Source organism: Glaciibacter sp. 2TAF33 (assembly GCF_052114945.1).
Classification (GTDB): Bacteria; Actinomycetota; Actinomycetes; order Actinomycetales; family Microbacteriaceae; genus Cryobacterium.
Genome location: NZ_JBFRFS010000002.1, coordinates 37,221 through 60,863, shown reverse-complemented (window position 1 = coordinate 60,863; position 23,643 = coordinate 37,221). Strand labels below are relative to the sequence as shown.

General features: G+C 65.6%; 26 protein-coding genes, 1 tRNA gene and 1 pseudogene. 15 read left to right on the top strand and 13 right to left on the bottom strand.

All coding sequences use genetic code 11. The annotated features are described in order from the left end of the window. The first annotated feature begins 265 nt into the window (after positions 1-265). From AB4Y94_RS01905 to AB4Y94_RS01895, 3 genes are all read left to right on the top strand, one after another. A complete protein-coding gene (locus AB4Y94_RS01905) occupies positions 266-778 on the top strand; it encodes an amino-acid N-acetyltransferase (RefSeq protein WP_441724206.1) in 513 nt (170 codons plus the stop codon). A 113-nt stretch (positions 779-891) separates the two neighbouring features. After that, a complete protein-coding gene (locus AB4Y94_RS01900; protein WP_441724204.1) occupies positions 892-1,539 on the top strand; it encodes a hypothetical protein in 648 nt (215 codons plus the stop codon). Between the two features lie 100 nt (positions 1,540-1,639). Next, the gene (locus tag AB4Y94_RS01895; RefSeq protein ID WP_441724202.1) at positions 1,640-2,056 is read left to right on the top strand and encodes a dehydrogenase; all 417 of its coding nucleotides are present in this window, start codon (positions 1,640-1,642) and stop codon (positions 2,054-2,056) included. A 76-nt stretch (positions 2,057-2,132) separates the two neighbouring features. Here the strand turns inward: AB4Y94_RS01895 and radA are convergent, their stop codons facing one another. Then, positions 2,133-3,494, bottom strand: coding sequence for a DNA repair protein RadA (radA, locus tag AB4Y94_RS01890; protein ID WP_441724200.1), 1,362 nt, complete (start codon positions 3,492-3,494; stop codon positions 2,133-2,135). 10 nt (positions 3,495-3,504) lie between these two features. Continuing rightward, positions 3,505-4,338 (bottom strand): SGNH/GDSL hydrolase family protein, encoded by an 834-nt coding sequence (locus tag AB4Y94_RS01885; protein WP_441724198.1) that lies wholly within the window; start codon positions 4,336-4,338, stop codon positions 3,505-3,507. Positions 4,339-4,424: 86 nt separating this feature from the next. On the opposite strand from AB4Y94_RS01885, the gene AB4Y94_RS01880 reads away from it, so the two are divergent. Continuing rightward, positions 4,425-4,514: transfer RNA gene (locus AB4Y94_RS01880), tRNA-Ser, on the top strand. A 789-nt stretch (positions 4,515-5,303) separates the two neighbouring features. Here the strand turns inward: AB4Y94_RS01880 and AB4Y94_RS01875 are convergent. Next, positions 5,304-5,462, bottom strand: coding sequence for a hypothetical protein (locus AB4Y94_RS01875; RefSeq protein ID WP_441724197.1), 159 nt, complete (start codon positions 5,460-5,462; stop codon positions 5,304-5,306). Positions 5,463-5,505: 43 nt separating this feature from the next. Between AB4Y94_RS01875 and AB4Y94_RS01870 the strand changes: the two genes are divergently transcribed. After that, positions 5,506-5,931: an ABC transporter permease gene (locus AB4Y94_RS01870; RefSeq protein ID WP_441724195.1), complete on the top strand. Its 426-nt coding sequence runs from the start codon at positions 5,506-5,508 to the stop codon at positions 5,929-5,931. A gap of 690 nt (positions 5,932-6,621) precedes the next feature. On the opposite strand, the gene AB4Y94_RS01865 is transcribed toward AB4Y94_RS01870, so the two are convergent. Continuing rightward, positions 6,622-7,350: an IclR family transcriptional regulator gene (locus AB4Y94_RS01865; protein ID WP_441724193.1), complete on the bottom strand. Its 729-nt coding sequence runs from the start codon at positions 7,348-7,350 to the stop codon at positions 6,622-6,624. Positions 7,351-7,516: 166 nt separating this feature from the next. Here AB4Y94_RS01865 and AB4Y94_RS01860 point away from each other — a divergent pair, with 166 nt between their 5' ends. Genes AB4Y94_RS01860 through AB4Y94_RS01840 form a run of 5 tightly spaced genes read left to right on the top strand, consistent with a single transcriptional unit; the run spans position 7,517 to position 12,406 of the window. Beyond that, complete coding sequence (locus AB4Y94_RS01860; protein WP_441724191.1) at positions 7,517-9,067, top strand: pyruvate carboxylase subunit B; 1,551 nt, start codon at positions 7,517-7,519, stop codon at positions 9,065-9,067. Next, the gene (gene accB / locus AB4Y94_RS01855) at positions 9,057-9,584 is read left to right on the top strand and encodes an acetyl-CoA carboxylase biotin carboxyl carrier protein (protein WP_441724189.1); all 528 of its coding nucleotides are present in this window, start codon (positions 9,057-9,059) and stop codon (positions 9,582-9,584) included. Before AB4Y94_RS01860 ends, accB begins: the two co-directional genes overlap by 11 nt. Positions 9,585-9,607: 23 nt before the next feature. Continuing rightward, on the top strand, positions 9,608-11,017 hold the full coding sequence (gene accC, locus AB4Y94_RS01850) for an acetyl-CoA carboxylase biotin carboxylase subunit (RefSeq protein WP_441724187.1): 1,410 nt from the start codon (positions 9,608-9,610) through the stop codon (positions 11,015-11,017). Beyond that, positions 10,986-11,747: a 3-oxoacid CoA-transferase subunit A gene (locus AB4Y94_RS01845; RefSeq protein ID WP_441724185.1), complete on the top strand. Its 762-nt coding sequence runs from the start codon at positions 10,986-10,988 to the stop codon at positions 11,745-11,747. Before accC ends, AB4Y94_RS01845 begins: the two co-directional genes overlap by 32 nt. Continuing rightward, the gene (locus AB4Y94_RS01840; RefSeq protein ID WP_441724183.1) at positions 11,744-12,406 is read left to right on the top strand and encodes a 3-oxoacid CoA-transferase subunit B; all 663 of its coding nucleotides are present in this window, start codon (positions 11,744-11,746) and stop codon (positions 12,404-12,406) included. Before AB4Y94_RS01845 ends, AB4Y94_RS01840 begins: the two co-directional genes overlap by 4 nt. A gap of 210 nt (positions 12,407-12,616) precedes the next feature. Here AB4Y94_RS01840 and AB4Y94_RS01835 read toward each other — a convergent pair. Beyond that, a pseudogene (locus tag AB4Y94_RS01835) lies at positions 12,617-12,739 on the bottom strand (ATP-binding protein); the annotation flags it as partial. Positions 12,740-13,271: 532 nt separating this feature from the next. On the opposite strand from AB4Y94_RS01835, the gene AB4Y94_RS01830 reads away from it, so the two are divergent. Next, a complete protein-coding gene (locus tag AB4Y94_RS01830) occupies positions 13,272-13,442 on the top strand; it encodes a hypothetical protein (RefSeq protein WP_441724181.1) in 171 nt (56 codons plus the stop codon). Between the two features lie 780 nt (positions 13,443-14,222). Here AB4Y94_RS01830 and AB4Y94_RS01825 read toward each other — a convergent pair. From AB4Y94_RS01825 to AB4Y94_RS01815, 3 genes are read right to left on the bottom strand one after another with little or no spacing between them, the layout of a single operon-like run. Next, positions 14,223-15,215, bottom strand: a complete 993-nt coding sequence (locus tag AB4Y94_RS01825) for an aldo/keto reductase (RefSeq protein ID WP_441724179.1) — start codon at positions 15,213-15,215, stop codon at positions 14,223-14,225. Between the two features lie 32 nt (positions 15,216-15,247). Further along, positions 15,248-15,685 carry an HtaA domain-containing protein gene (locus tag AB4Y94_RS01820; RefSeq protein WP_441724177.1) on the bottom strand — a complete coding sequence of 146 codons (438 nt, stop codon included), beginning with the start codon at positions 15,683-15,685 and terminating at the stop codon, positions 15,248-15,250. Between the two features lie 16 nt (positions 15,686-15,701). Then, positions 15,702-16,112: a carboxymuconolactone decarboxylase family protein gene (locus tag AB4Y94_RS01815; protein WP_441724175.1), complete on the bottom strand. Its 411-nt coding sequence runs from the start codon at positions 16,110-16,112 to the stop codon at positions 15,702-15,704. Between the two features lie 144 nt (positions 16,113-16,256). On the opposite strand from AB4Y94_RS01815, the gene AB4Y94_RS01810 reads away from it, so the two are divergent. The 4 genes from AB4Y94_RS01810 to AB4Y94_RS01795 are packed head-to-tail and all read left to right on the top strand — an operon-like array spanning position 16,257 to position 19,534. Then, positions 16,257-16,802: a hypothetical protein gene (locus AB4Y94_RS01810; protein ID WP_441724173.1), complete on the top strand. Its 546-nt coding sequence runs from the start codon at positions 16,257-16,259 to the stop codon at positions 16,800-16,802. Continuing rightward, positions 16,799-17,548: an SDR family NAD(P)-dependent oxidoreductase gene (locus AB4Y94_RS01805; protein WP_441724172.1), complete on the top strand. Its 750-nt coding sequence runs from the start codon at positions 16,799-16,801 to the stop codon at positions 17,546-17,548. Before AB4Y94_RS01810 ends, AB4Y94_RS01805 begins: the two co-directional genes overlap by 4 nt. 4 nt (positions 17,549-17,552) lie before the next feature. Next, positions 17,553-18,578, top strand: coding sequence for an LLM class flavin-dependent oxidoreductase (locus AB4Y94_RS01800; protein WP_441724170.1), 1,026 nt, complete (start codon positions 17,553-17,555; stop codon positions 18,576-18,578). Next, positions 18,575-19,534, top strand: a complete 960-nt coding sequence (locus AB4Y94_RS01795) for an SDR family NAD(P)-dependent oxidoreductase (RefSeq protein ID WP_441724168.1) — start codon at positions 18,575-18,577, stop codon at positions 19,532-19,534. Before AB4Y94_RS01800 ends, AB4Y94_RS01795 begins: the two co-directional genes overlap by 4 nt. Positions 19,535-19,598: 64 nt before the next feature. Here AB4Y94_RS01795 and AB4Y94_RS01790 read toward each other — a convergent pair whose 3' ends face one another. From AB4Y94_RS01790 to AB4Y94_RS01770, 5 genes are read right to left on the bottom strand one after another with little or no spacing between them, the layout of a single operon-like run. Beyond that, positions 19,599-20,573: an LLM class flavin-dependent oxidoreductase gene (locus AB4Y94_RS01790; protein ID WP_441724167.1), complete on the bottom strand. Its 975-nt coding sequence runs from the start codon at positions 20,571-20,573 to the stop codon at positions 19,599-19,601. Then, on the bottom strand, positions 20,570-21,838 hold the full coding sequence (locus tag AB4Y94_RS01785) for an NAD(P)/FAD-dependent oxidoreductase (protein ID WP_441724166.1): 1,269 nt from the start codon (positions 21,836-21,838) through the stop codon (positions 20,570-20,572). The genes AB4Y94_RS01790 and AB4Y94_RS01785 overlap by 4 nt, the downstream gene beginning before the upstream one ends. After that, complete coding sequence (locus AB4Y94_RS01780) at positions 21,831-22,043, bottom strand: ferredoxin (RefSeq protein ID WP_441724164.1); 213 nt, start codon at positions 22,041-22,043, stop codon at positions 21,831-21,833. The genes AB4Y94_RS01785 and AB4Y94_RS01780 overlap by 8 nt, the downstream gene beginning before the upstream one ends. A 31-nt stretch (positions 22,044-22,074) precedes the next feature. Continuing rightward, on the bottom strand, positions 22,075-23,298 hold the full coding sequence (locus AB4Y94_RS01775) for a cytochrome P450 (RefSeq protein ID WP_441724162.1): 1,224 nt from the start codon (positions 23,296-23,298) through the stop codon (positions 22,075-22,077). A 9-nt stretch (positions 23,299-23,307) separates the two neighbouring features. Continuing rightward, positions 23,308-23,628 carry a 2Fe-2S iron-sulfur cluster-binding protein gene (locus AB4Y94_RS01770; RefSeq protein ID WP_441724161.1) on the bottom strand — a complete coding sequence of 107 codons (321 nt, stop codon included), beginning with the start codon at positions 23,626-23,628 and terminating at the stop codon, positions 23,308-23,310. Between the last annotated feature and the right edge of the window lie 15 nt (positions 23,629-23,643).

Sequence of the window (23,643 nt, the reverse complement as noted above, 5' to 3'; positions counted from 1 at the left end):
CTCCTCCTTCCGGTTCGGAACAAGTTCCGGCGCCCTCCTTCCGGTTCGGAACAAGTTCCGGCGCCCTCCTCGCGCCATGGGCCTGTCCCCAAGTTCATAACTCCTGCAATCCGGTGCACCGGCGTTTGAGGAACCGCGCGGTTCCGCAGTTCCGGCCTCTCCCGTGATGCAGATAGCAGGAGTTATGCACCAAGGGCGGCCGGCACCGGGCCGACACCGCGGGGAATCTAGACTGGAGGTCGGCCTACTACAGGAAGCGGTGACGGTGAGCGCAGAGAAGTACCTGGTGCGCCCCGCGCGCACCGGCGACGTGCCCAAGATCAAGCAGCTGGTCGAGCCGCTGGTGCAGGAACGGATCCTGCTCGGCAAGGAGACCGTAGTGTTCTACGAGGCCGTGCAGGAGTTCCGGGTGGCGGAGGATGCAGTCGGCAACCTGATCGGCTGCGGCGCCCTGCACGTGATGTGGGAGGACCTCGCCGAGGTGCGCACCCTCGCCGTCGCACGCGACTGGCTCGGCCACGGCGTCGGTCACGCGATGCTCGACCGGCTCGAAGCGGATGCCCGTGAGCTCGGCCTCAGCCGCCTCTTCTGCCTCACTTTCGAGGTGGACTTCTTCGGCCGCCACGGCTTCGTGGACATGGGCACCGAAACCGTCGACGCCTCGGTGTACGCCGAGCTGGTGCGTTCACCGGACGAGGGAGTCGCAGAATTCCTCGATCTGGCCCGGGTCAAGCCCAACACCCTGGGCAACACGCGGATGGTGAAGCGCCTGGTCTGACACGGCCTGGGCTGGCGCGGCCCGGTCTGGTGTTCCGGCTGGCAATCAGCTGAGATTGGACCGACACGCTCGCCATTACCGTGCCCTCGTGACTTCGTCGCTAGCCTTGGGGCATGTCGACGATCAAGCATCCCGTCGGCCCCCAGTCCAGCAAAGTGTACTGGCGCCGACGTCTCGTGGTTGGCCTCGGCCTTTTGGCCGTCCTGGTCATCATCTTCCTCATCGTCGTGAAGCCTGGCTCGTCAAGCGGCCAGCCCACGAACGCGAGGCCGGCGGCGACGGATGCCGCGTCCGACGCTCCGAAGGACACCGCGGCCGCCACCATCCCGGACAAGACCACCGCGGTCGACGGCGCGCCATGTGACCCGAAGAACGTGAACGTCGAGGCCATCACCGATGCCGTCGACTACGATCCCGGGCAGAAACCGCAGTTCTCGCTGAGCCTCACCAACACCGGCACGAAGTCCTGCGTGATCAACGCCGGAACCTCACAGCAGGTGTTCACGGTGACCAGCGGTTCCGATGCGTACTGGACTTCCACCGACTGCCAGAGCGAACCGGTCGACGCGCAGGTGACGCTGGAGCCCGGCACGCCGATCAGCTCGTCGACTCCGATCAGCTGGGACCGGACCCGCTCGGCGCCCGACACCTGCGACGCGCCTTCCCGCGAAGCCGCACCGGCCGGTGGGGCCTCGTACCACCTTGCTGTGACCGTGGCGGGCATCAAGTCGGCCAGTCCCAAGCAGTTCCTGCTGTACTGACTGTCCGGACCGGGCGCTCCGGACCGGTGGTCCCGGCGCCGGGCGTGAGCCCTCAGCGAACCGTCGGCGGCACGGAAGCGGCCGCGGCTAGGCTGGACGGATGGCAGCATCCAAGCGCAAGAAACCGGGCCGGGCGTCCGCGAGCCCGCTCGAATTCCGCTCAGAGGCACTCGCGCAGGCGTTGGAGCGCCAGGACATCGCGGCTGTGGCACTCGCCTTACGCCACGGGAACACCGTCGTGCCACTGAGCAAGCCCGGCGATCGCGACCGCCCGCTCGAATCGGGTGACGTGTGGACCTACCGGGACCCGAGTACCCACGAGGTCGCCCTGTTGCTGTTCAGCGATGCCGCGAACAAGCCGGCCAACCTGCCGCCGACCGTGGGGCTCCAGGGGCCTGAGTGGCTTCGCGCCTTCCTGGCCCGGCACGAGGACGAGATCACCACGGTCTTCCTCGACATCGCGGGACCGCACCCGATGCAGGCCGCTCCGGCCGACCTGCTCGTCGCCCTGGCCTGAGAGCGCCCCCACTCGTTCCCGCCGGCGCACCCGGCGCATAGGGCTCCGGGCCGCCGGGCTCAGACCCGCCCGGGACTCAGAACGCCGCGTCCAGCTCCGCCTCCCGTCGCGGCACCGCCGTCGACAACGCGCGGCCGACAGCGGACTGGATGGATCCACTGGAGGCGTCCACGCGGGCGGTGAAGCCGAGCCGGTGCCCTTCCGCGGACCGCTGCTTCGCCGCAGACACCGGCCGGATCTCACCGGCCAGGCTGATTTCCCCGAACGCCGCGACGTTATGGGCGATCGGGATGTCTTTCGCGGCCGACGCGATCGCGAGCGCGATAGCAAGGTCGGAGGCCGGCTCCGTCAGCCTGACGCCGCCGACGGTCGACACATAGACGTCGTGTTCGCCGAGCCGGATCCCGACCCGCTTGTCGAGCACGGCCAGCAGCATGGCCACCCGTGATGAGTCCACACCGTTGGTCACCCGCCGCGGGTTGGGCGCCGTCGTCTTCACGACCAGTGCCTGCACTTCCACCGGCATCGCCCGGCGACCCTCGAGGGCGACGGTCACGCAGGTGCCTGAGACCGGGAGGGTTCCCCGGCTGAGGAATAGTCCGCTCGGGTCGGGGACCTCAGCGATCCCGTCACCGGTCATTTCGAAGCAACCCACCTCATCCGTTGGGCCGAACCGGTTCTTGAGCGCGCGGACGAACCGCAGGCTGGTCTGGCGGTCGCCTTCGAACTGGCACACCACATCGACGATGTGCTCGAGCAGGCGGGGCCCGGCGATCGACCCGTCTTTTGTCACGTGGCCGACGAGCAGGATCGGCAGGTCGCGGTCTTTCGCCACCCGGATGAGCGTGGAAGCCACCTCCCGCACCTGGCTGGGCTGGCCGGCGAGGCCGTCGGACAGCGAGCTGGAGACCGTCTGCACCGAGTCGATGATGACGAGGTCGGGCTTGATCGCGTCGATCTGGCCCAGGATGGTGCCGAGGTCCGTCTCGGCGGCCAGGAACAACTCGTTGTGGAGTGCTCCGGTGCGCTCGGCGCGGAGTCGAACCTGGCTCACCGACTCCTCGGCGCTCACGTAGAGCACCCGTGATTTTGCAGCGGCCGCTTTCGATGCGACCTCGAGCAGCAGCGTGGACTTGCCGACGCCCGGTTCGCCACTGAGCAGGATGACAGCGCCTGGCACGATGCCGCCGCCCAGCACCCGGTCGAACTCGTCGATCCCGGTTGGCCAGTGCTCCACCGCGGTCGTGTCGACGTGTGTGATCGGTCGGGCCACTCCGGCCCCGCTGACGCTGACGGCCTTGACCAGGCGGGAGAGCCCGGCTTTCTCCACCACGTCGACCACGGTGCCCCACTCCTGGCACTCGCCGCAGCGGCCCACCCACTTGGCGGCGGTCCAGCCACACTCGGAGCAGCGGTAGTTTGACGCGGGTTTAGCCATGCCAGCGAGCCTAGCCGGGGCCGCCGACACCCCCGGCTGCCGCGGGTGCGGCCTGTGCACTCTCAGGGACTATTGCGGCGTGTGGAAAACGACGGGCGACATCCTCTGACACGTCGGGCAAGAACGCATCCGCCCAGACCCGGTAACCGCGATCGTTCGGGTGGAACATGTCGTTGGCGACCTGGGTCGCAACGCTGCGCAGTCCCTGCCGCTTCGTGATCTCGTGCAGCGGCGCCACGGCGAGCCGTTGTTCGGCCGCCACCTGGCGCACGATGCGGTTGGCCACGGCGACCTTGCGCTCGTTGTGCGGAAAGTGAAAACACGGCAGGTCGGCGACGATGGCGAACGAAGGCAGGGTGGCGAACAGGTGACGGATGCCGGTTTCGAACGTCGCCGGGTCCCAGAGCGCGATATCGTTGGCGCCGATCGCCACGGTGACGATGTCGGGCTTGAGTTTCAGGAAGCGGGGGAGCTGGTCCCTGATGGCCAGCCCGACGGTCGCACCGGAGACGCTGAGGTTGATCACGCGCACTGTGCGCCCGGTTTGTTGACGGATGTGCTCGGCGAGCAGCCCCACGTAGCCTCGGTGCGGAGCGGATGCGCCGATGCCCTGTGCCGCACTGTCCCCGATTGCGACGTAGAGCAGCTCACCGTTGCTCTTGGCCAGGTCGCGCCACCACTTGGAGTTGATCGGAAGCGTCTCGTTCAGGACGAGAGCGTTGTCGGCGATGCGACGACGGAACCTCTTATAGCCGAACGTGGCGGACATGCCGATACCTGCCGCCGATACCACGGTGCCGGCGGTGACAGCGGCTGCCCGGAGCGCGTGCTTCACAGATCCCACCCGCCGAGAGTACAACCATCCGCTGTTCGGGGGTACTCGACGCGGTGGATTCGCGCCGCGCCCGGCTCTCAACTACAATCGACCCCGGTACCGTGTCCGAGCGGCCGAAGGTGCAACTCTCGAAAAGTTGTGTGGGGGAGACTCCACCGTGGGTTCAAATCCCACCGGTACCGCCATGTCCAGACCCCCTGCTTCCCTTTGTTTCACTGGGAAGCAGGGGGTTTTGTCATGTTGAGGAGGCCGCCGCGGTAACGCAGCGGTAACGGAACAGCGGTGAGCTGGTGTAAGTAAGTGTGAGTTGTCGCATGCGGTGCGTTGTAATTCACGCGGTGTGCGGGGTCATCAGGTTCCCTGTGACGGTCACGGCGGCGAGTTGTGCTGTCGGGTTCGTAAACGCGTAGAACTCGCGCACTCGACTCCCGTCGGCATGTCTGGGGACGCCTTTGTATGGCTGAAACTCTCGGATGCACACTCATACACATTCATAGTCGCTGAAATGTGCATGTGTCTTGAAGAGGTTGCAACCCTTGCGGGGCAAGGGAAACAGGTGCCTCCAGCTTCAAGTACCATGCACATTCTCCCGACGACAACACAAGACTTAAAAGTCCCCGGGCGCGCACAATTTCAAGGAAGTTAGAGTAACCGTACACTCTTGTACACATACCTCTTAGGTGTGCCCAGAATGTCGACGCTTCTCGATGAACCGCGGTACCGGCGGTACTTCCCCTCAGACCCCGCGGAAATCCACGTAAGTCGCGTGCCCAATTCACGTGTTGAGGCAAAGTTGCATGCGCCGGTACATACGGTACAAGCGGTACAAGCCCGTTGGCTAATGAACCCCTTACAACGTCCGGCATGGCAGCACACGCTGCTGGACGCCGCTCTCGGCGGACCGGATTGTGGTAACGCAGTACAGGACCCGCCAGCCAGCCCACCGCGCTCCTAGGGTTTGAATCATGAATATCTCAGCCTTTCAGTGGCTCCCCGAACGCCACCTCGGAGTTGCAGCGATGCTCGCTCACGCCGACGAGCTGATCGAGCAGGTGGGCGAGTTGCTCTTTCAGTACCTTTCGCAGGAGGGCGACGTCGTCGTCATCAAGGAAGTCCGGAAGAGTCCTGAACATTCCGAGCCGGGACCTTTCGGCGCTCGTTTTCGCCCCGCAACAGATGATCGTGGGCGCGCTGATCCTGCTCGGCGGGTTCTCACTTTTCACCGGCACCCTTGTCGCGCTCGGCGCCGTCATGCCCACCGTGAAAGACGCGGGTCCCATCTTCGGCGCGCTGATGGTGTTGATCTTCATCCGGTTCTACACAATCTCGCTCGTGATCAGCGACCCGGACGCAACCATCGTCCAGATCTTCAGCTACTTCCCCTACTCCGCCCCGGTGACCGCGCTCTTACGCAACGCATTCGGAACACTCCCGCTCTGGTCAGCGATCATCATCATGATCGTCGAACTCTTCGCCCTCTCCGCGATCGTTCTCCGCATTGCCGTCCAACTCTTCAGATACGGGTCCATCGAGTACTCGCGCAAGGTCTCAATCAAGGACGTGCTAACCCGACGTCGCGCAGTAGCGGCGACGATGAACTAGCAGCCTCGGACACTCCGCCGCCCAGATGCGCGTGGTGTGCTCCTCGCGACGCCCAATCCTGGGGAAATGAGTCGTTGCTTTGTCGGCATCGCATGGGACGACAGGGAATGCCTTTCTCTGCGCGAATGGCGTCGTCATGGGCAAATCGGCGGTGCCCACGCCCGTTTAGATCGCTCGCCTCGCCGCGGAAGTGCGCGGGGTTGAGCACGGTCCGAAACCGCATGGAGCCGCTGTGCGGCGCTGAGGCCCTTGTTTTGTTTCTTTGACCTTTCCGGCTGTCGAGGATACGGCGGTTCCGAGGCTGGTCAACCGCTTTTCGCGGCATATCCTCCCTCGCTGCGCTCGGTCCGGTATTCCACGGTCAGTTGACCAGCCTCCACGCCGTCTATTTCTCGATGCCGGAAGGCAAAGAAAAACGGTTGGTGGGAGGAGAAGGCGATGAGCAGGCAGGTGACCGCGTACTCGAAGCCCTCGTGCGGGCAGTACACCGCGACGTACTGGGCGCTCGAGCGCAGAGGGGTGGGGTACAAGTCGGATCGGTGACCCTCCTGCGAAATGCTCCATCCCCGGCGGCAACGTCAGCCATGGCAGTTGCCGACCACCTGATCCTAAACGTCCACCCGGGCGGGGCTCAGCGACTAACGAGCCGTCATGCTGACCGGCTGCCGCCTCGCGCATCTTGAACAAGCCTCAATGCTCCGCGAATGCGACCGCGGACAGCAAGGCTGAGACGAGCGCCGGCTCGGTGCGCTCGTAGCGGCCGGCGGGCGACGTCACTGCCAAGGCAGCGGCGACGTGTCCATTGCGGCGAATCGGTGCGCTCACGGACCGCACATCCTCTTGGAACTCACCGCGGTCGTAGAAGATCCCCGTGCGCCGGATCTCGGCCATTTGGGCCTCTAGCGCAGCTCGGTCGCGCACGGTCACAGGCGTGAACCGAGTGAATTCGTAGCTATCCAGGATACGGGAGCGCTGCTCGTGGTCAGCGAAGGCAAGAAGTACCTTGGCGTTGGCACGTGCGTGGACATCGCCAGTTTGGCCAACTTCAAGACCGACGACCCTCACCGCCTGCGACCCCTCCACCGTTGCCAGGATACGGATCTCGCCACGGAACCACCCGGTCAGATAGGCCGTCTCCTGGGTGGTGTCGGCGAGTTGCGCGAGCGCCTGCCTGTGCCGCCGTTCCACGCGGGCTCGAAGGCCGGGCGCGTTCGCGATGTCGGCGGCGCCCGCCCCAAGGACATAGCGCTTGCCTGGTTCCTTGCTCAGCAGTTGCTCATGCTCGAGCGTCGTAAGGAGATGGTAGGCGGTCGGCAGCGGAAGGCCGAAACTCGTCGCGACCTCCGACGCCGTCAACCCATTGGTCGACCGGGCGACCGAAAGCAGGATGCGCGAGGCCCGAGCCACCGACTGAATCATCTGACGTTGCTTGGGCGGCTCGACTTCGCCAGCTGACCCCGTAACCAAATTTCCGGCCATTACCCACCCCCTTCCACTAGAGACGACCACCTTCTTGACACAGCACGCCGAGTCAGACCATAGTGACCTATATTTGAAATCTTACTTTCATAATTTGAAATACTCAATGGAGAGCAATGTGACGAGCACTTCTGAATCGATCACCTCGGTGATGAGCGCCGGAGGGCGCCCGCCAGGTAGCCGCCGTGAGATCAAGATCATCGACACGACACTGCGCGATGCGCACCAGAGCCTGTGGGCGACAAGGATGCGCACCGAGCACATCGTCTCGATGGCGAGTGACTTCGATAAGGTCGGTTTCGAGCAGGTCGACCTCGTCGCGCCGATCCAGTTCGACGTTGCGGTGCGGTACCTGAAGGAAGATCCGTGGGAACGGGTGCGGCTGGCCCACGAGCATGCGCCGCACACCACGTTCCGGGCTTTGATCCGCTCGAGAAACATCGCGGCGTTCGATTTTCTGGCCGACGATGTCATCGAGGCATGGGTGGAGAACCTCTATGCCAACGGCTTCCGGGTGATCGGCTCGTTCGACGGGCTCAACGATGTCGACAACATCGTTCCCGGCCTGCTCCGCGCGAAGGAGTTGGGGGCCTCTACCTTCGGAGCCGTTTCTTTCTCTGAGAGCCCGGTGCATACCGATGAGCTCTTCGTCGCCAAAGCGATCGAACTGATTGAGAAGGCCGATGTCGACGCAATCATGCTTAAAGACGCCGGCGGCCTGCTCACCCCGGACCGCATCCGCACCCTCGTTCCCGCCCTCAAAGACGTCATCGGTGACCGGCCCCTTGAGATCCACAGCCATTGCCTGACCGGCCTCGCGCCGCTGGTCTACCTCGAAGCAGTCGAGTTGGGCGCTGATGCGCTGCACCTTTCGATCGCGCCGCTGGCAAACGGCAATGCCCAACCCGCCACACAAGGCGTGGTGCACGATCTGCGGGCCCTCGGCTACACCGTCCACGTCGACGACGCACGCATCGAAACGATCAGCGAGAAGCTGACCGAGATCGCCGAGACCGAGGGAAAGCCGGTCGGTCAGCCTGTCGCATACAACGGCCTGCACTACATGCACCAACTGCCGGGCGGCATGCTGTCGAATTTCCATTCGCAGCTCGCGACGGCGGGCCTGTCAGATCGTTACGACGAGCTTCTGCTGGAGACGGCGCGGGTTCGATCCGAACTGGCGTATCCCATCATGATCACGCCGTTCGCTCAGTTCGTGGGAACCCAGGCGGTGATGAACGTGATCACAGGCGAGCGTTACAAACTGGTGCCGAACGAGATCAAGAAGTACGTGCTCGGCTACTACGGCAAGCTGCTGGCCGCCATCGACCCGGCGATTCGCGAAAAGATCATCGCCAACGGCGCCTCCAACATCGCTCTCGAACCGGCTCCCATCGAGCCGATGCTTCCCGCCCTGCGGAAGCTGCACCCCGACGAGGACATGGACCTGCTGCTGCTTCGGGCGATGTTCGCCGGATCACAGGTAAATGAGATGAAGAAGACCGTCGCGGCGGGTGGAAACCCGGACGAGATCTACAAGCCGATCTTGGGCCTGATCAAGTCGCTTTACGCGAAGAGCCCGACCGGAACTCAAACACTGACAACAACAGATCTGCAAATCATTCTTGATAAAGGAGACAGTGAAGATGCCGCTTAACCCGCCCGATGCCAAGGAACTCCAGGCGATCGTCGATTGGGTCAACCTGACCGACGACGTACGCGAACTGTCGATCAAGTTCGGCGACGTGGAGTTGTTCATCTCCCGTGACCGCCAGCGGCCCACAGCCCAGCCGATCGGTGCGCCGGCGCCCGCTCCCGCGGCTGCGCCTGCCGCCTCTCCGGCGCCGACGGCATCGCCCGCCCCCGCGGAATCGGCACCGGCTGCCCCCGCAGCCAGCGCACCCGCGGCAGTCACCGCCCTGGCGCACGACGAGGTGCTCATCAAGGCACCGATGGTCGGAACGTTCTACGCGTCTCCCAAGCCCGGGTCGCCCGCGTTCGTCGCGGTCGACGACACGGTCAGTGCCGAGACGGTTCTGTGCATCGTGGAAGTCATGAAACTGATGAACAACGTCGAGGCGCGGGTTGAGGGCACGGTCACGCAAATCCTGGTGCAAGACAACCAGGCCGTCGAATACGGTCAACCGCTCATGGTGATCAAGCGCGCCGCGTGACACCCATATCGAAGGAGGAGCGGATGGCTGAACCGCTGAAGAGTGTGCTCATCGCGAATCGCGGCGAGATCGCGCTTCGCATCATCAGAGCCTGCAAGGAGCTGGGAATCCGCAGTGTTCTCGTCTATTCGGAGGCCGATGCAGACTCGCTGCCGGTCAAACTCGCCGACCAGGCAATCTGCATCGGCCCCCCGCAATCGGCATTGAGCTACCGCAACGCCAACGCGGTCCTCTCGGCGGCACGGGCATTCAACGTCGATGCCATCCACCCCGGCTACGGCTTCCTCTCGGAGAACGCCGACTTCGCCGCCCTCTGCGAAGAAGAGGGGATCGTCTTCGTCGGCCCGGCTTCCGAAGTTATTCGCAACATGGGCGACAAGATCGAAGCCAAGAAGATCGCACGCCGCGCCGGCGTGCCGACCGTGCCCGGCTCGGTAGGCGCGATTGCCGAGTTCAGCGAAGCCCTCGCCGTGGCGAGCGAGGTCGGCTACCCCCTACTGATCAAAGCAGCCGCCGGCGGCGGCGGTCGAGGAATGCGTGTCGTGAAGACAGCCGAAACGCTCGAGAAAGACCTGGCGGCGATCATGTCAGAAGCCGAAGTCGCCTTCGGCGACCCGTCGGTCTACATCGAGCGCTACCTCACCGACATCAGGCACATCGAGATACAGGTGATCTCGGATGGCACAACCACGTTGCATCTCGGGGAGCGCGACTGCACCACGCAGAGACGAAACCAGAAGCTGATCGAGGAATCGCCATCACCGGTCCTCGACGCAGAGCTCCGGACCGGCCTGGCCGAGGCCGCGGTCGCCCTTTGCAAAGAGGTGGGCTACCGGAACGCCGGCACCATCGAATTCGTCTTCGACAACATCGAGCGCAACTACTACTTCATCGAAATGAACACCCGAATCCAGGTCGAGCACCCCGTCTCTGAGGAGGTCAGCGGCATCGACCTCATCAAACTGCAGCTCCAAATCGCCGGAGGCATTCCGCTCAGCCTCGACCAGAGCGACGTGGTCATCACCGGCCACGCCATCGAGTGCCGCATCAACGCCGAAAACCCCGACCGCGGTTTCGCCCCGCAACCAGGCACGATCTCCACCTTCCGTGCACCCGGCGGCTTCGGCGTCAGAATGGACACCCACATCGAGTCGGGCTACACCATCCCCCCGTTCTACGACTCGATGATCGGCAAGCTCATCTGCTGGGGTCAGAACCGCGAGGAGGCGATCGCCCGAATGATCCGCGCGCTCGACGAACTCGTGATCGACGGCGTCACCACCACAGCCCGATTCCACAAAAAGATCCTCGAAAGCGCGGAGTTCACAAGCGGAGACTTCAACACAGCCTTCGTCACAGAATTCATGGACAAAGAGAAGCAAGCAGTAGAGGTGACGGCGGATGATCGACAAAACGGTTTCGTCTACAGCTGAGGCAGTCGCTGGCATTCCAGACGGCGCGACGGTGATGATCGGCGGGTTCGGCCGGGCCGGCCAGCCGGTCGAACTGATCGACGCACTGATCGAACAGGGCGCCGGTGACCTCACCATCGTCAACAACAACGCGGGCAACGGCGACACTGGGCTCGCTGCGCTGCTGGGCAAACGCCGAGTGCGGAAGATCATCTGCTCGTTCCCCCGGCAGTGCGACTCCTGGGTGTTCGACGGGCTGTACCGAGAGGGCGCGATCGAACTCGAATTGGTGCCGCAGGGCAACCTCGCCGAGCGCATCCGCGCAACAGGCGCCGGCATCGGCGGCTTCTTCACCCCGACAGGCGTCGGCACGCAGCTCGCGGTAGGCAAGGAAACACGGGAGATCGATGGGCGACTGTACGCTTTCGAATTCCCGATCAGAGCCGACTTCGCCCTTATCAGCGCACGTACGGCGGACCGTTGGGGCAACCTGGTCTACCGCGCGACGGCGCGCAACTTCGGGCCGATCATGGCGAGTGCGGCCGAGACGACCGTCGTGCAGGTTGACGAATTCGTGGAGCTCGGCGAACTGGATCCTGAGACAGTGGTGACGCCGGGCATCTTCGTTGATCGTGTAGTCGGGGTCGGTGAGCGCCGCTGGTTGAGTGGCGGCAAGTTCGTCGGTGGAGTCGACCTCGAGGGCCGACCGCTCGGAGACGTGCCGGCGGGCGCCGAGGAGGGCGAATCATGACCTCACGAATCAGCCGGCAGGAGCTCGCCCAGCGCATCGCTGCCGACATACCCGAAGGCTCCTACGTCAATCTCGGCATCGGGGCACCGACACTGGTCGCGAACTACCTCTCCGACGAAATCGAGATCATTCTGCACACCGAGAACGGGATGCTCGGCATGGGGTCTGCGCCAGAGCCCGGCCGAGTCGATCCCGACCTCATCAACGCGGGCAAGCAGGCGGTCACCGCCGTCGCCGGCGCCGCCTACTTTCACCACGCCGACTCCTTCGCCATGATGCGTGGCGGCCATCTCGACGTCTGCGTACTCGGCGCCTTCCAGGTAGCAGCGAACGGTGACCTCGCGAACTGGTCGACGGGCGGGGCAGGGGCGATCCCGGCAGTCGGCGGGGCCATGGATCTCGCCATCGGGGCGAAAAGTCTTTTCGTGATGACCGACCTGCTCACGAAACAGGGCGAAGCCAAGCTCGTCGCAGAGTGCAGCTACCCGCTGACCGGGCTCGGCTGCGTCTCCCGCGTCTACACCGACCACGCGGTGTTCGACGTGACTCCGGACGGCTTCGCCGTGCGCGAACTCTTCGGCGACCACACCATCGAAGGCCTGAATGAGCTCATAGGGTTCGACCTGGTCGATGCGACTGCCGCCCGTACCCAGGAGTAGACATTCCGGGCACCTACATCTACGAGGCCGTGCGCACCCCTTCGGCCGGGGCGCCGGAGCCCTCTCGGTGGCCGAACGTGCGGTCATATGAGTATTTGACCCTGTGAGCGCCACCAGTTATTGCGGGTGAGTGCCGCAGGGTATTGCGTTTCAGCGCCGCTGGGTATTGCCGGTGAGCGCCAGCTGTCAGCTCGCGCTCACCGGCGTGGGTCATGCCGCGCTGGCGGCGGCGTGTTCGCGCATGTTGGTGCCGCCGGTCTCGATCCAGATCGTGTGGTGCACGATGCGGTCCAGGATCACGTCGGCGTGGACGCCGGAGCCAAGTCGCTGATGCCGTCTGAACTGGTGCGCTGGCGGATTCGTGACCGACCAGTTCTGCCCTCTAATTCGCTTTGCGAATGCGGCAAGCGGCCGATTGGTTCGGGTCAGTGTGACTGTAAGGGCGGATATCGGCCGTCGGCTTGGGGAATGTTTCCCTCCAGTGGGTGGCGCTCATCGCGAGCTCGAGGCCTCGGATTGCTTCGTTGAGAGCCTGAATCGAGTCGGGCCAGTCGGTGTTGTAGCGGTCCCGGGTCATCACGATCCGGCCTTGTTCTTGAAGGAACAGGAGTTGATGCAGGGGTTCTCGGATGCTGTGCGGACGTCGTTCGCGCTGACCGGTGCACTCATCTGCGGCGTTTGCCGATCTCCGGGTCGGTTCGTCGGGTGGCGTAGTCGATGAATGTGGCTCCGGCGTGCTGGCGGTGCTTGTCCGTGATCTGGTAGCTGTAGTTGAGAGAGTCTGCGACGACTGGTGCGGGCAGTTCGAGGACGAGAGGCGTTGCGGGCGCCCCGGAGGTCGATGCCGGCGTCGCGGAGCTTGTTCATGAGTGCTCTGGTGGAGGTGCTGGCCGAGGCGCCGGCCGGGGAACAACCATTGCTTCTCGCGGTGCGCGGAGGTGTTCTGGTTCGGCAGTGCGGCGAGATGCTGGCGGATGAGCTGATCAAAGGGCCGCGGGATGGTGAGGGTGTCGGTGAACGAGATCGTGACGGTTGATTCAGTTTGGGTGAGCTGCAGCAGCCGCATGCGGGCGATGCGAACGAGCGGTTGCCCATAGAGAAGGAGCAGCAGCGCCGCGGCACGTTTGTCCGGGTCGAGCTCAGTGGCGGGGGAGAGGAGCCGTGTGACGTGGTCGAGCCGTTGCTGCTGCGAAATGATGGGCTCTGATTTCGCGACCCGGTAGGGAAATTCGAGCGCTCGGATGTGTCGGTGGGCGCTCGCCCAGGGGACGAATCCGCGAGCCAGGCTGCGAGTTGTGGGGCCGGTGAGTCAGTTGTCGATATCGGCTTGGGTGCAAGTCGCAGGGGAGTGGCCTCGTGTCCGGACGTGCTCGAGGAACTCGAGTGCGACTGCGGTTGATTGCTTGGAGGAGAGGAAGGTGCCCTTCTTCAGCTGACCGGTGGCGGCGAGGTGGTGTATTCGGTTCAGGTGAACCCAGCGCGCGTATTGCTTCAGCAGACGCGCGTCGTCGGGATTCGGCGCCGGCGCACGGCTGTGTGCCTATTGTCCTGCTCTGTTGTGGATTGGTGCTGCGCGACGATAATTCCGCCCTGTCGGCTGCGTCCCCGTCTCCGCTCCCTGATGCCCCTCATCGCTGCGCTCCTCAGTCCGCTTACCGTTACATCGAGGCACTCCGCTTCGCCGCATCATTCACATTTGTCAGCAGTCTCAGCGTCAGACAGTGTGGCCGCTGAGCGCCCACCGCACTCGTGGACTCTGGAGAAGTCCGCGGGGGTCGAGAGGCGGAAGTGCGTCGGCCGAAGGGTCGTCGGCGGATCAGGGCAGCCGGACGCTGTGCTTCTGCTGATGCCAATGCGGGTACGGGAGCGGGGTGGCGCTGACTTCGTCGAGGCGCTGAACGGCGTCGGCGGGGAGCGTGAGATCGGCGACGGCGAGGTTCGCGCGTAACTGCTCGAGGTTCTTGGCCCCGAGCAGGACCGTGCTGACGTCCGACCGTTGTAGAACGAACGCGAGGGCGACCTCACTGGGTGTCGCGTTGATTTCCCCCGAGACAGCGACCACAACCTCGATGATGTCGAAGACGTGCTCCCAGTCGTCGACGGGCGGCTGGTTCCACCCAGAGTTCTGGCGCCCGTCGGAAGGCCAGGGCGCGTCCCGCCGGTACTTCCCGCTTAACAGACCCTGCGCCAGCGGACTCCAGATCGTGTTCGCGACGCCGCGCCGCTCGGCGACCGGCATGAGTTCGACCTCGGCCTCGCGGTGAACGAGCGAGTAGTAGATCTGGTGACAAGCCAGCAGGGATCCCAGCGTGAGGGACGTCTCAGTCAGCTGCGAGGCGGAGAAGTTGGAGCAGCCGATGCTGCGGACCTTGCCCGACTCGACGAGGCTGGTCATCGCGCCGAGCGATTCGTCGAGGTCGGTCAGGAAGTCCCAGCTGTGCATGAGGTACACGTCGATGTAGTCGGTCTTCAGCCTGCGGAGGCTGGTCTCGCACTGGGAGATGATGTGCTTGCGGGAGAGTCCGCGGTCGTTCGGGCCCGGGCCCGCCTTGAGGCCCACCTTCGTGGTCAGGATTATCTCGTCGCGCCGACCCTCGAGAACCGTTCCGAGGATGGTCTCGGCCTCGCCGGCGCCGTAGTTGTTCGCCGTGTCGAGGGCGTTGACCCCGGCGTCGAGGGCCAGGTCGACGAGTTCCCGGGCCTGCTCGACGGTGACACCGCCGAGTGGCGGAGCGCCTCCGAACGTCGCCGTCCCGAGCGTGAGCTCGGAGACGAGGATGCCGGTCCTCCCCAGCGGAACGTACTTCATGGTGACCTCCTTGTTAGTCGTGGCGAGCGCGCTCAGTCGGTGGCCGAGAGCAGGACGGGGTCCAGGGCGGTGCCTCGCTCGTAGACCCCGCCGAAGAGCGGGACGGCGTCCTCGTGCAGGACCGCGTCGAACTCGACAACGTCCGATGCCGATGATCGCCGCTTCAGCAGCGCGAGTCCATAGTGCCGCGACCGATCCAGTGTCGACGCGCTGAGGACACCGTCGTCTCCCGCGAGCTGCAGCACAGGATCGGCGATCTGGACGTCGAGCAGACCGTCGTACGCGCGCATTGCCACCTCACCCGAGAACGCGAACGCGGAGCGGCCGGTCTCGTCCTCTACAGGACGGTCGAACGGGAACACGAACCGCTCGTCGGCCCAGGTCGCCGGCGCCGCTCGCGAGACTGTCCCGCCCACGGACGAGACGTAGCGCAGGAGGCTGGCACGGAGCCCCCAGACAAGGGCGCTCACGAGGACCCGAGGGGGCTCACGGAACCGGGATCCCGTGCTCGTCGAACGTCTTCTTGACGGCGAACATCGCGACGCTGGCGCGAGCGGCGCCCGCGTAGACGGACACCTGGATCATCACCTCAACGATCTCCTCGGGCGTGAGCCCCAGCGCGAGCGCGTAGTGCGTGTGGATGGCGACCTGCTCACTCGTGCCGCCGATCGCTGCGAGGATCCCGAGCGACACCATCTCTCTCAGCTTCAGGTCTATTCCGTTTCGCTGGTAGGCCTCGCCGTATGAGGTGGCCAGGGAGTGCTCGCTGTAGCGGCGGCCGAGTGAGTCCCACCGCTTCTCCATGGCCTCGACTACTTCGGAACCTCGTGTGTCGGCCACGAACTGCATGGCCTTCTTGAGTCTCTCGCTGTAATCCGGCAACTCGTTGTTCGGCATCTGCCACCCTCGCATCGTCGTCGATCGGAATTCTCGGCATGCTCGGTCGGCTTGACACCGACCGAGCCTGGGACAAGACTATCGTACGAATGGTCGGTTGGTAGGTCGGCTAACGATGACGTTTGGGAGACGGGGCGCACCATCATGAGTGGATTCGACGGCACCTGGCAGATCGATCTAGCGGAGGCGAAGGTCTGGAACTCTGAGCTCGGAGTCTTTGAGCCGGATCAGGTCGGTCAGGAGATCATCACCATCCGCACGGATGGTGACGTCCAGGACTACGAGGTCCTTTACGGCGCTAATCCGGTGATCAGGATGGGGTACCGGACCCGCTTCAACGACCCAGAATGGACGACCTACCTGGTGCGCGGGATCGAGACACCCGACGGTGGCGACCCCGCGACGGCCATTGCCGAATTCCGCGAGCGAATCAAGGCGAACAGCGGTACCCTCGCGCGCGAGTTCGAGGTCGGAAAGCCCTACGGAATGGTCCGCATGATCGCCGGGGACGAGCGTACGCACTACCGCCTGGCCCGCGACCCGAACTCGGACGACATTCTCTACGTCATGCCGCGACGGCTCGATGAAGATGGCAATCGCTTTGTCGCCACCATCCTCGACCGTGACGGCGTGATCACGCGGGTCCGGCCTTTCATCCGGATCGCGGACGTGGAGGTAAGCGGGGAATGACCGAACAGGATCTGGCCGCAGACCTCGCGCTCGTCACCGGTAGTGCGCGCGGAATCGGCGCGGCCATAGCGCAGGAGCTCGGCGAACGCGGCGCGACGGTGCTCGTTGCGGACCTCGGGGCGGACGAAGTCGAGCACCAGGTGGCGCGACTGACCGCGCTCGGGCTGCAAGCCCACGGACTCGTCGTCGACATCGCGAGCGCGGACTCCGTGGCGGCCGCGGCGGCGCGCGTCGCCGACGAGCATGGCGACCTGTCCATTCTGGTCAACAACGCCGCGATCGCGCGCGCAGCGCGGATCGAGGATCCGGACTCCCTGTCGTCGTGGCTGCAGGTGGTCCAGGTCAACCTCACCGGGACGTTCCAGGTGATCGCCGCCTTCGTTGAACCGCTGAAGCGGACGCAGGGGAGGATCGTCAACATCCTGTCGGTCGCCGCCCTGCGCAGCTCGAGCAATGCCGCGTCGTACGCGGCCTCGAAGGGTGGTGTGCACTCGCTCACGCAAAGCCTCGCCGTCGAGCTCGCCCCGCACGGCATCCGCGTGAACGCCATCGCGCCCGGGTACATGAATGCGCCGATGGGTCGTAAGGGCACGGATGGCGAGGCCTGGGTCCAGTGGCACGTGCCCATGAAGCGCTTCGGCGAGCCGCACGAGGTCGCGGGAGCCGTCGGCTTCCTGGTGTCGCCGAAGGCGAGCTACGTGCACGGCGTGACCCTGCCGGTCGACGGCGGATACCTGGTGATCTGAGCCTGTGGTCGACCTCGGACTCTACGTCGACGGCCGCAACCCGGCCCAGTGGGAACGGCCGTGGAGGGAGCACTACGCCTACCTTCTCGACCTCTGCGCCGAGGCGGACCGCGCCGGGCTGCACTCGCTCTGGTTCACCGAACACCACGGCTATGCCGACGGATATCTGCCTCAGCCCCTCGTGTTCGCCGCGGCCGCGGCCGCGAGGACGGAGAGGATCAGGATCGGCACGAGCGTGCTCATCCTGCCGCTGCGCAACCCGGTGGAGGTGGCCGAGCAGGCTGCTGTCCTGGACATCGTCAGCGGCGGCCGCCTGGAACTGGGAGTAGGAGCCGGGTACGTCGCGTCCGAGTACGCGCTCTACGGTGCGGACTTCGACGGCCGCAGTGAGGCGACCATGCGCGGCGTCGAGGAGCTGCGCCGGATCTGGGCGGGCAGCGCGGTGACGCCGTCGCCGCTGCAGGAAGAGATCCCGGTCTGGATCGGCGTCTCGGGCACGAAGGGGCTGCGCCGCGTCGGTGAGATGGGCGAGGGACTGCTCCGCCTCGGGCAGCGCTACCTGCCGCTGTACCTGGAGGGGATCGCCGACTCGCCCGGGGAGGCCGAGCCGCGGATGACGGGCCCCGCGAACGTGTTCCTGACCGACGATCCCGAACGGGACTGGCCGCTCATCCGACCGCACGTGGCCTACCAGTGGGGTGGCTACCACGGCGCGGACGACAGGCTGACCGGAGGTGGGGACTTCGACGTAGAGGAGTTCTGCGCGCGGGGTCTATCGACCGGCTCGATGACGGGATTCCTCGTGGCGACCCCGGAGCGGGCCGCGGCCGAACTGCGCGAGCTGATCGCGGACACGCCGGCCCGCACCGCGTACATCTGGGCGACACTGCCGGGCCTTCCCGAGGATCTCGCCCGCCGGAACATCGAACTGGCAGCGACGCGACTCGCGCCGCTGCTCGCGGACACTTTGGTGGACCCGACAGGGCCATCGAGAGAAGAAGAAACAGTAATCATCAGGAGGCCCCAGTGAGCAGCACACCAGTGGACATGACCGGACAGGTCGTCATCGTGACCGGATCCGGTCGCGGTCTAGGACGCGAGTACGCGCTTCAGTTCGCGCAGCGCGGTGCGAACGTCGTCATCAACGACATCGGACTCGACGGGGACGGTCGGCCGCGCGCCGACTCGGTCGTCGCCGAGATCGAGGCCCTGGGCACCCAGGCGATCTCGAGCGGCGATAACATCATGACCTCGGACGGAGCCACCGCGCTCGTCGAATCGGCAATCGAGCGGTGGGGTCGGATCGACGCGCTGGTGAACAACGCCGGCTTCCTGCGCCCCGGGTTCCTCCCCGATCTGACCGACGACATGATCGAGTCGGTCATCGCCGTGCACCTCACATCGTCGTTCTTCACGACGCGCGCGGCTTGGTCGCACATGGTCGAGCAGGGCTACGGCCGCGTGGTGCTCACCAGCTCGGCCTCCTCGTTCGGGCACAGCGGCAACAGCCAGTACGCGGCGGCGAAAGGCGGGCTGATCGGGATGGCTCGATCGCTGAGGGAGGAGGCGCAGGAGCTCTCCGCCGACTTCGATTTCCGGATCAACTGCGTGTTGCCCAACGCGCAGTCGGTCATCGCCGTGGATAACCCGCTGCCCGGCAAGGGCATGGAGGAGACCCGCGAGATCATGAACCAGATGAAGCCGCGCCGCACCCCGCGCTCGGTCGCACCGCTCGTCGTGTACCTCGCCAGTCGCGAGTGCGCGGTCAACGGGGAGGCCTTCTCCGCGAACGTGGGACGCTTCGCGCGGGTACTCTACGGCGTGACCCCGGGATGGCTCGCCTCCTCGGCCAACGAGGTGACCGTCGAGGACATTCAGGACCACCTGGACGAGATCCTCGACCCGGAGGACGCCACCATCCCCGACACCATGCGCGACGAGACCATTGGGGTCTACGAGCGCCTGGTGGCCGCCGACCTGCTCTGAACGAAGGACACCACGAAGAAGGGGGAACGCGGCCTCGGCCGCGCTCCCCCTTCTTCGCTGTTCGTCAGATCTCGGCGAGCAGCGGCACCAGACGCGTGCCGAGCACGTTCAGGTGCTCCCGCGTCATCTCCGACGGGGTTCCACCGGGCGCCAACCACACGAACACCGTCTCCACCGGAGCCTCGGCCACGTAGTTCTTGATCGCTGCGGCTATCTCCTCCGGCCGGTCGACCATGACCTGACCGAACTGACCGTCGATCGCCGGCACCCTGCTCGCTACCGCGGACAGAGTTCTGGCCGGCTCGGTGTTCGTACCGGGCTTCGCCGCCTGGGCGTAGGAGTCGGTCTGGTAGCTGTAGTAAGGCTCGACCCGGTTCCAGGCATCGTCGGGGTCTCCATCGGTCACGTAGAACGTCAGGGGTCCGCTCATCCTGGCCGAGTCGGGCGAGTGACCGCCCGCAGCCAGGCCCTCGCGGTACGGAGCCTCGAGCGCGGGGTTCGCCGAGAGCAGCCCCTCGCCGAGGACGCCGGCGCGGCGCGCGCCCTTTGGTCCGTTGTAGCCCATCCAGATCGGCGGCCGATCCTGAACGGGCACGGGGATCACGGCGTCCGACTCCCACAGCCGGCGCAGTTCACGGGCCACGGCATCGGTGGTCGCGAAACGGGCGGCGAACTCGCGCCCGTACAGCTCGTACTCCGCACGTCGGTACCCAGTGCCGAGCCCCAGATCCAGCCGGCCACCGCTGAGGATGTCCACGGAGGCGGCCTCCTCAGCGAGGCGAGAGGGTGTCCACAGTGGTGCGAGCAGGACGGCCGTCCCGATCCGGATGGTGCTCGTGCGAGCCGCGATCGCCGCAGCGAAGGACAGCGGCTGCGGGAGGTAGCCGTCCGGGAACGTGTGATGCTCCGAGAGCCAGACGGAAGAGATGCCCAGCTGCTCTGCCTCGACGCACAGGTCGAGGGCATCGCGGTAGAGCTCCGTCCAATCGCGGCGATGGCTGATGGGATTGCGCAGGTCGAGATAGATGCCGAGCTTCACGATGCGAGGACCGCCTTCACGAACGCGTGCGGTGCGAATCCGGGCTCCCGCGCGATAGCCGGGGTGAGCGCGGCGACCGCGCCCGCGGTGTACAGCTTCCGCAGTGCCAGGTGGTGGCCGGGCGCGTTGACCGAGTCGGCACCCACGAGGCGTCCGCCCTGAAAGACGAGGACGGAGAACTTCCCCTCCGCCGGCGATCCGATCGTCACGCTCTCGTCGTGATCGCGCACGTAGCCGACGCTCTGGATCTTCATCGTCGACTGGTCGCTCCAGAACCACGGCGTGGCACGGTAGGCACCAGGGTCGCCGCCCGTGAACTCTGCCGCGAGGTGCCTGGCCTGGTCGACCGCGTTCTGAATGGATTCGAGCCGCACGGACGCGTCGACGTGCGCGGACGGAAACTCGCAGCAGTCGCCGATGGCCCAGATGTTCGGCACGGACGTCTTCAGCGAAGCGTCCACCCGGATGCCGTTGCCGACCTCGAGACCCGCGGATACGGCGAGGTCGACGCGCGGGATCGCGCCGATCCCGTAGAACACGACGCCCGCGGGGAGCCGCTCGCCCGTGTCGGTCTCGACGTAGGCCACGTGGCCGCCCTCGTCCGCGCCGAGGCCGATGACCTGGGCGCCCAGCAGCACGCGCACGCCGAGCGCGGTGTGGTAGGCGGCGACGTACTGGGCCGTCCCCGGCACGGCGGTGCGGGCCAGCAGTCGGGGCAGCGATTCGATGACCGTCACCGGAAGATCGAACCCGGTCGCCGCCGCGACGGCCACCTCGAGGCCGAGGTAGCCCCCGCCGATGACCACGAGCTCGCGGCCGGCGCGCAGCAGCTCCCGCAGTTTCGCCGCGTCCGCGAGCGAGCGCAGTCCGACCACGCCCTGGAGGTCCGCACCCGGGATCGAGAGCGAACGAGGATCGGCGCCTGTGGCGAGGACGAGCCGGTCGTACGGGACCGTCTCGCCACCCTCCAGCGTGACGTGGTTCTCCGCAGGCTCGATCGCCACGACCCGGCTGCCGACGCGAAGGTCGATGTCGTGCTCGGCATAGAACTCGGCCGAATACGTATCCAGCTTCTCCCCGTCGGGACCGTCCAGGAGATACCCCTTGGACAGGGGCGGGCGCTCGTAGGGCGCTGCATCCTCGTCACCGAGTAGGGTGATCCGGGCCGTGCTGCCGGCATCGCGCAGGGAGGCCGCGAGCTGCGCGCCGCCCTTGCCCGCTCCGACGATGACGATCCGCTCTGGTTCGCTGCCCCGCTTAGGCATTGTCACTGAGGATGATCGCGGCGACCGGGCAGACGTTCGCCGCCCGCTCGACCCGAGCACGATCCTCCGCGGGCACCGTTGACTGGAGCACGACGACGAGCGCGTCGTCATCGTTCTGGTCGAAGTAGTCCTCCGCCTGCTCCACGCAGTTGCCGGCGCCGATGCACTTGCCCGGCGCTATCGAGATGTGGGTTCCGTTCGTCATGGTCTCCTCCTTCAGCTCGGTCGATCGGGTCTTACCAGGTCACCGGCACGGGGGCTGCCGTGTAGGCGATGGATGCCGTCTTATAGGTCAACTCCGTCACCGGCTTCTCGAGTCGCAGGTTCGGGAAACGGCGTGGCAGCATCGAGAACACGACCTGCATCTCGAGCCTGGCCAGCGCCTGCCCGAGGCACTGGTGCAGGCCGAGACCGAAGGCGAGGTGGCTGCGCGCATCACGGTGGATGTCCAGGCGATCCGGATCCGGGAACTGTGCCGGATCGTGGTTGGCCGCCATGTGCGTCGCGATAATGCCCTCGCCCGGCTGGATCGTGTAGTGGCCGACCGGGATCTCACCGTCGGCGATCCGGATGTGGGTCTGGTGCGCCGGGCTGACAAAGCGCAGCACCTCTTCGACAGCGCCCTTGACCACCTCGTCGTCGTCGGTCTCGGCGAGCTCGCGCCAGGCCTCCGGCTCCTGCAGCAGCGCAACCGCACCGAGCGCGATCGCGTTCGCGGTCGTCTCGAATCCCGCGCTCAGCAGGAGGTGCAGGGTGAGCAGAAGCTGGTTGCGATCGATCTGGCCGGTCTCGAGACGCTCGCGCACCAGGATGCTGATCAGGTCGGTGCCGTCCGAGCCGATCCGGGAGTCGACCACCTCACCGAAGTATTCCTTGATGTCCTCCATCGCCACCGCGATGTCGGCGGGGTCGGCCTGATCGTTCATCCACCGGTGCACACGGTCCAGGAAGAAGTCCGCGCGGTCGAGCGGCAGCCCCATGAGCTGGGTGACCACGGTGGCCGGGACGAGCTCGGCGAACTCGGTGAGCAGGTCGACGCCACCTTTGGCCTCTCCTTTGGCCTCCATCGTGTCCAGGAGCTTCCCTACCGTCTCCTCGATGGCGGGACGCATGGTCCGGATCTTCTTCATGGTGAAGCTCGGCGCCAGCATGGCGCGCTGACGGTCGTGCTCCGGCGAGTCGAGACGGTCGATGGTCGGACGCGATCCGCGGTTGGCCCGCGCCGAGTCGCTGATGTAGGGGAAGCCGGGCTTGGTCCCGTCCGAGGAGACGTTCGGACTCGTCAGCACCTCGACGACCTGGGCGTACGTCGTGACCAGCGTCGCTCGAGCTCCGTCGTACATGAATACCTCGACCGGATCACCGGTCTCGCGCACCTCTGCGAGCTGCGGAGGCGGCAGCAGGGGATTCTGCGGGTCGCGACTGAAGGGCCAGATGTCGGGCAGCGTCTTGAGCGTCATGGGGATCCTTTACTCCTCGGGTGCGAGCTCGACGGTCATTCCCGCGAGGTCGTCCTTCTGTTCGATCTGGCAGGACAGGCGCGATCTCTCCGGATCGAGGTAGTCGTTGTCGAGCAAGAGTTCACTCTCGTCGTCCGACTTCTCGCCGAGTTCGGCCAGCCTCTCGGGTGGGACGTAGACGTGACACGTGGCGCACGACGCTGTCCCGCCGCACGAGGCCAGCACGGGCAGGTCGCTGTCGCGCAGGGCCTCCATCAGCGACTGGTCGGGACTCCACTCGACGTCGCTAAGTTCCCCCTCGCGGTCGATGGCGCGGATGACGATGGTCACAGTACTCCTTGTCAG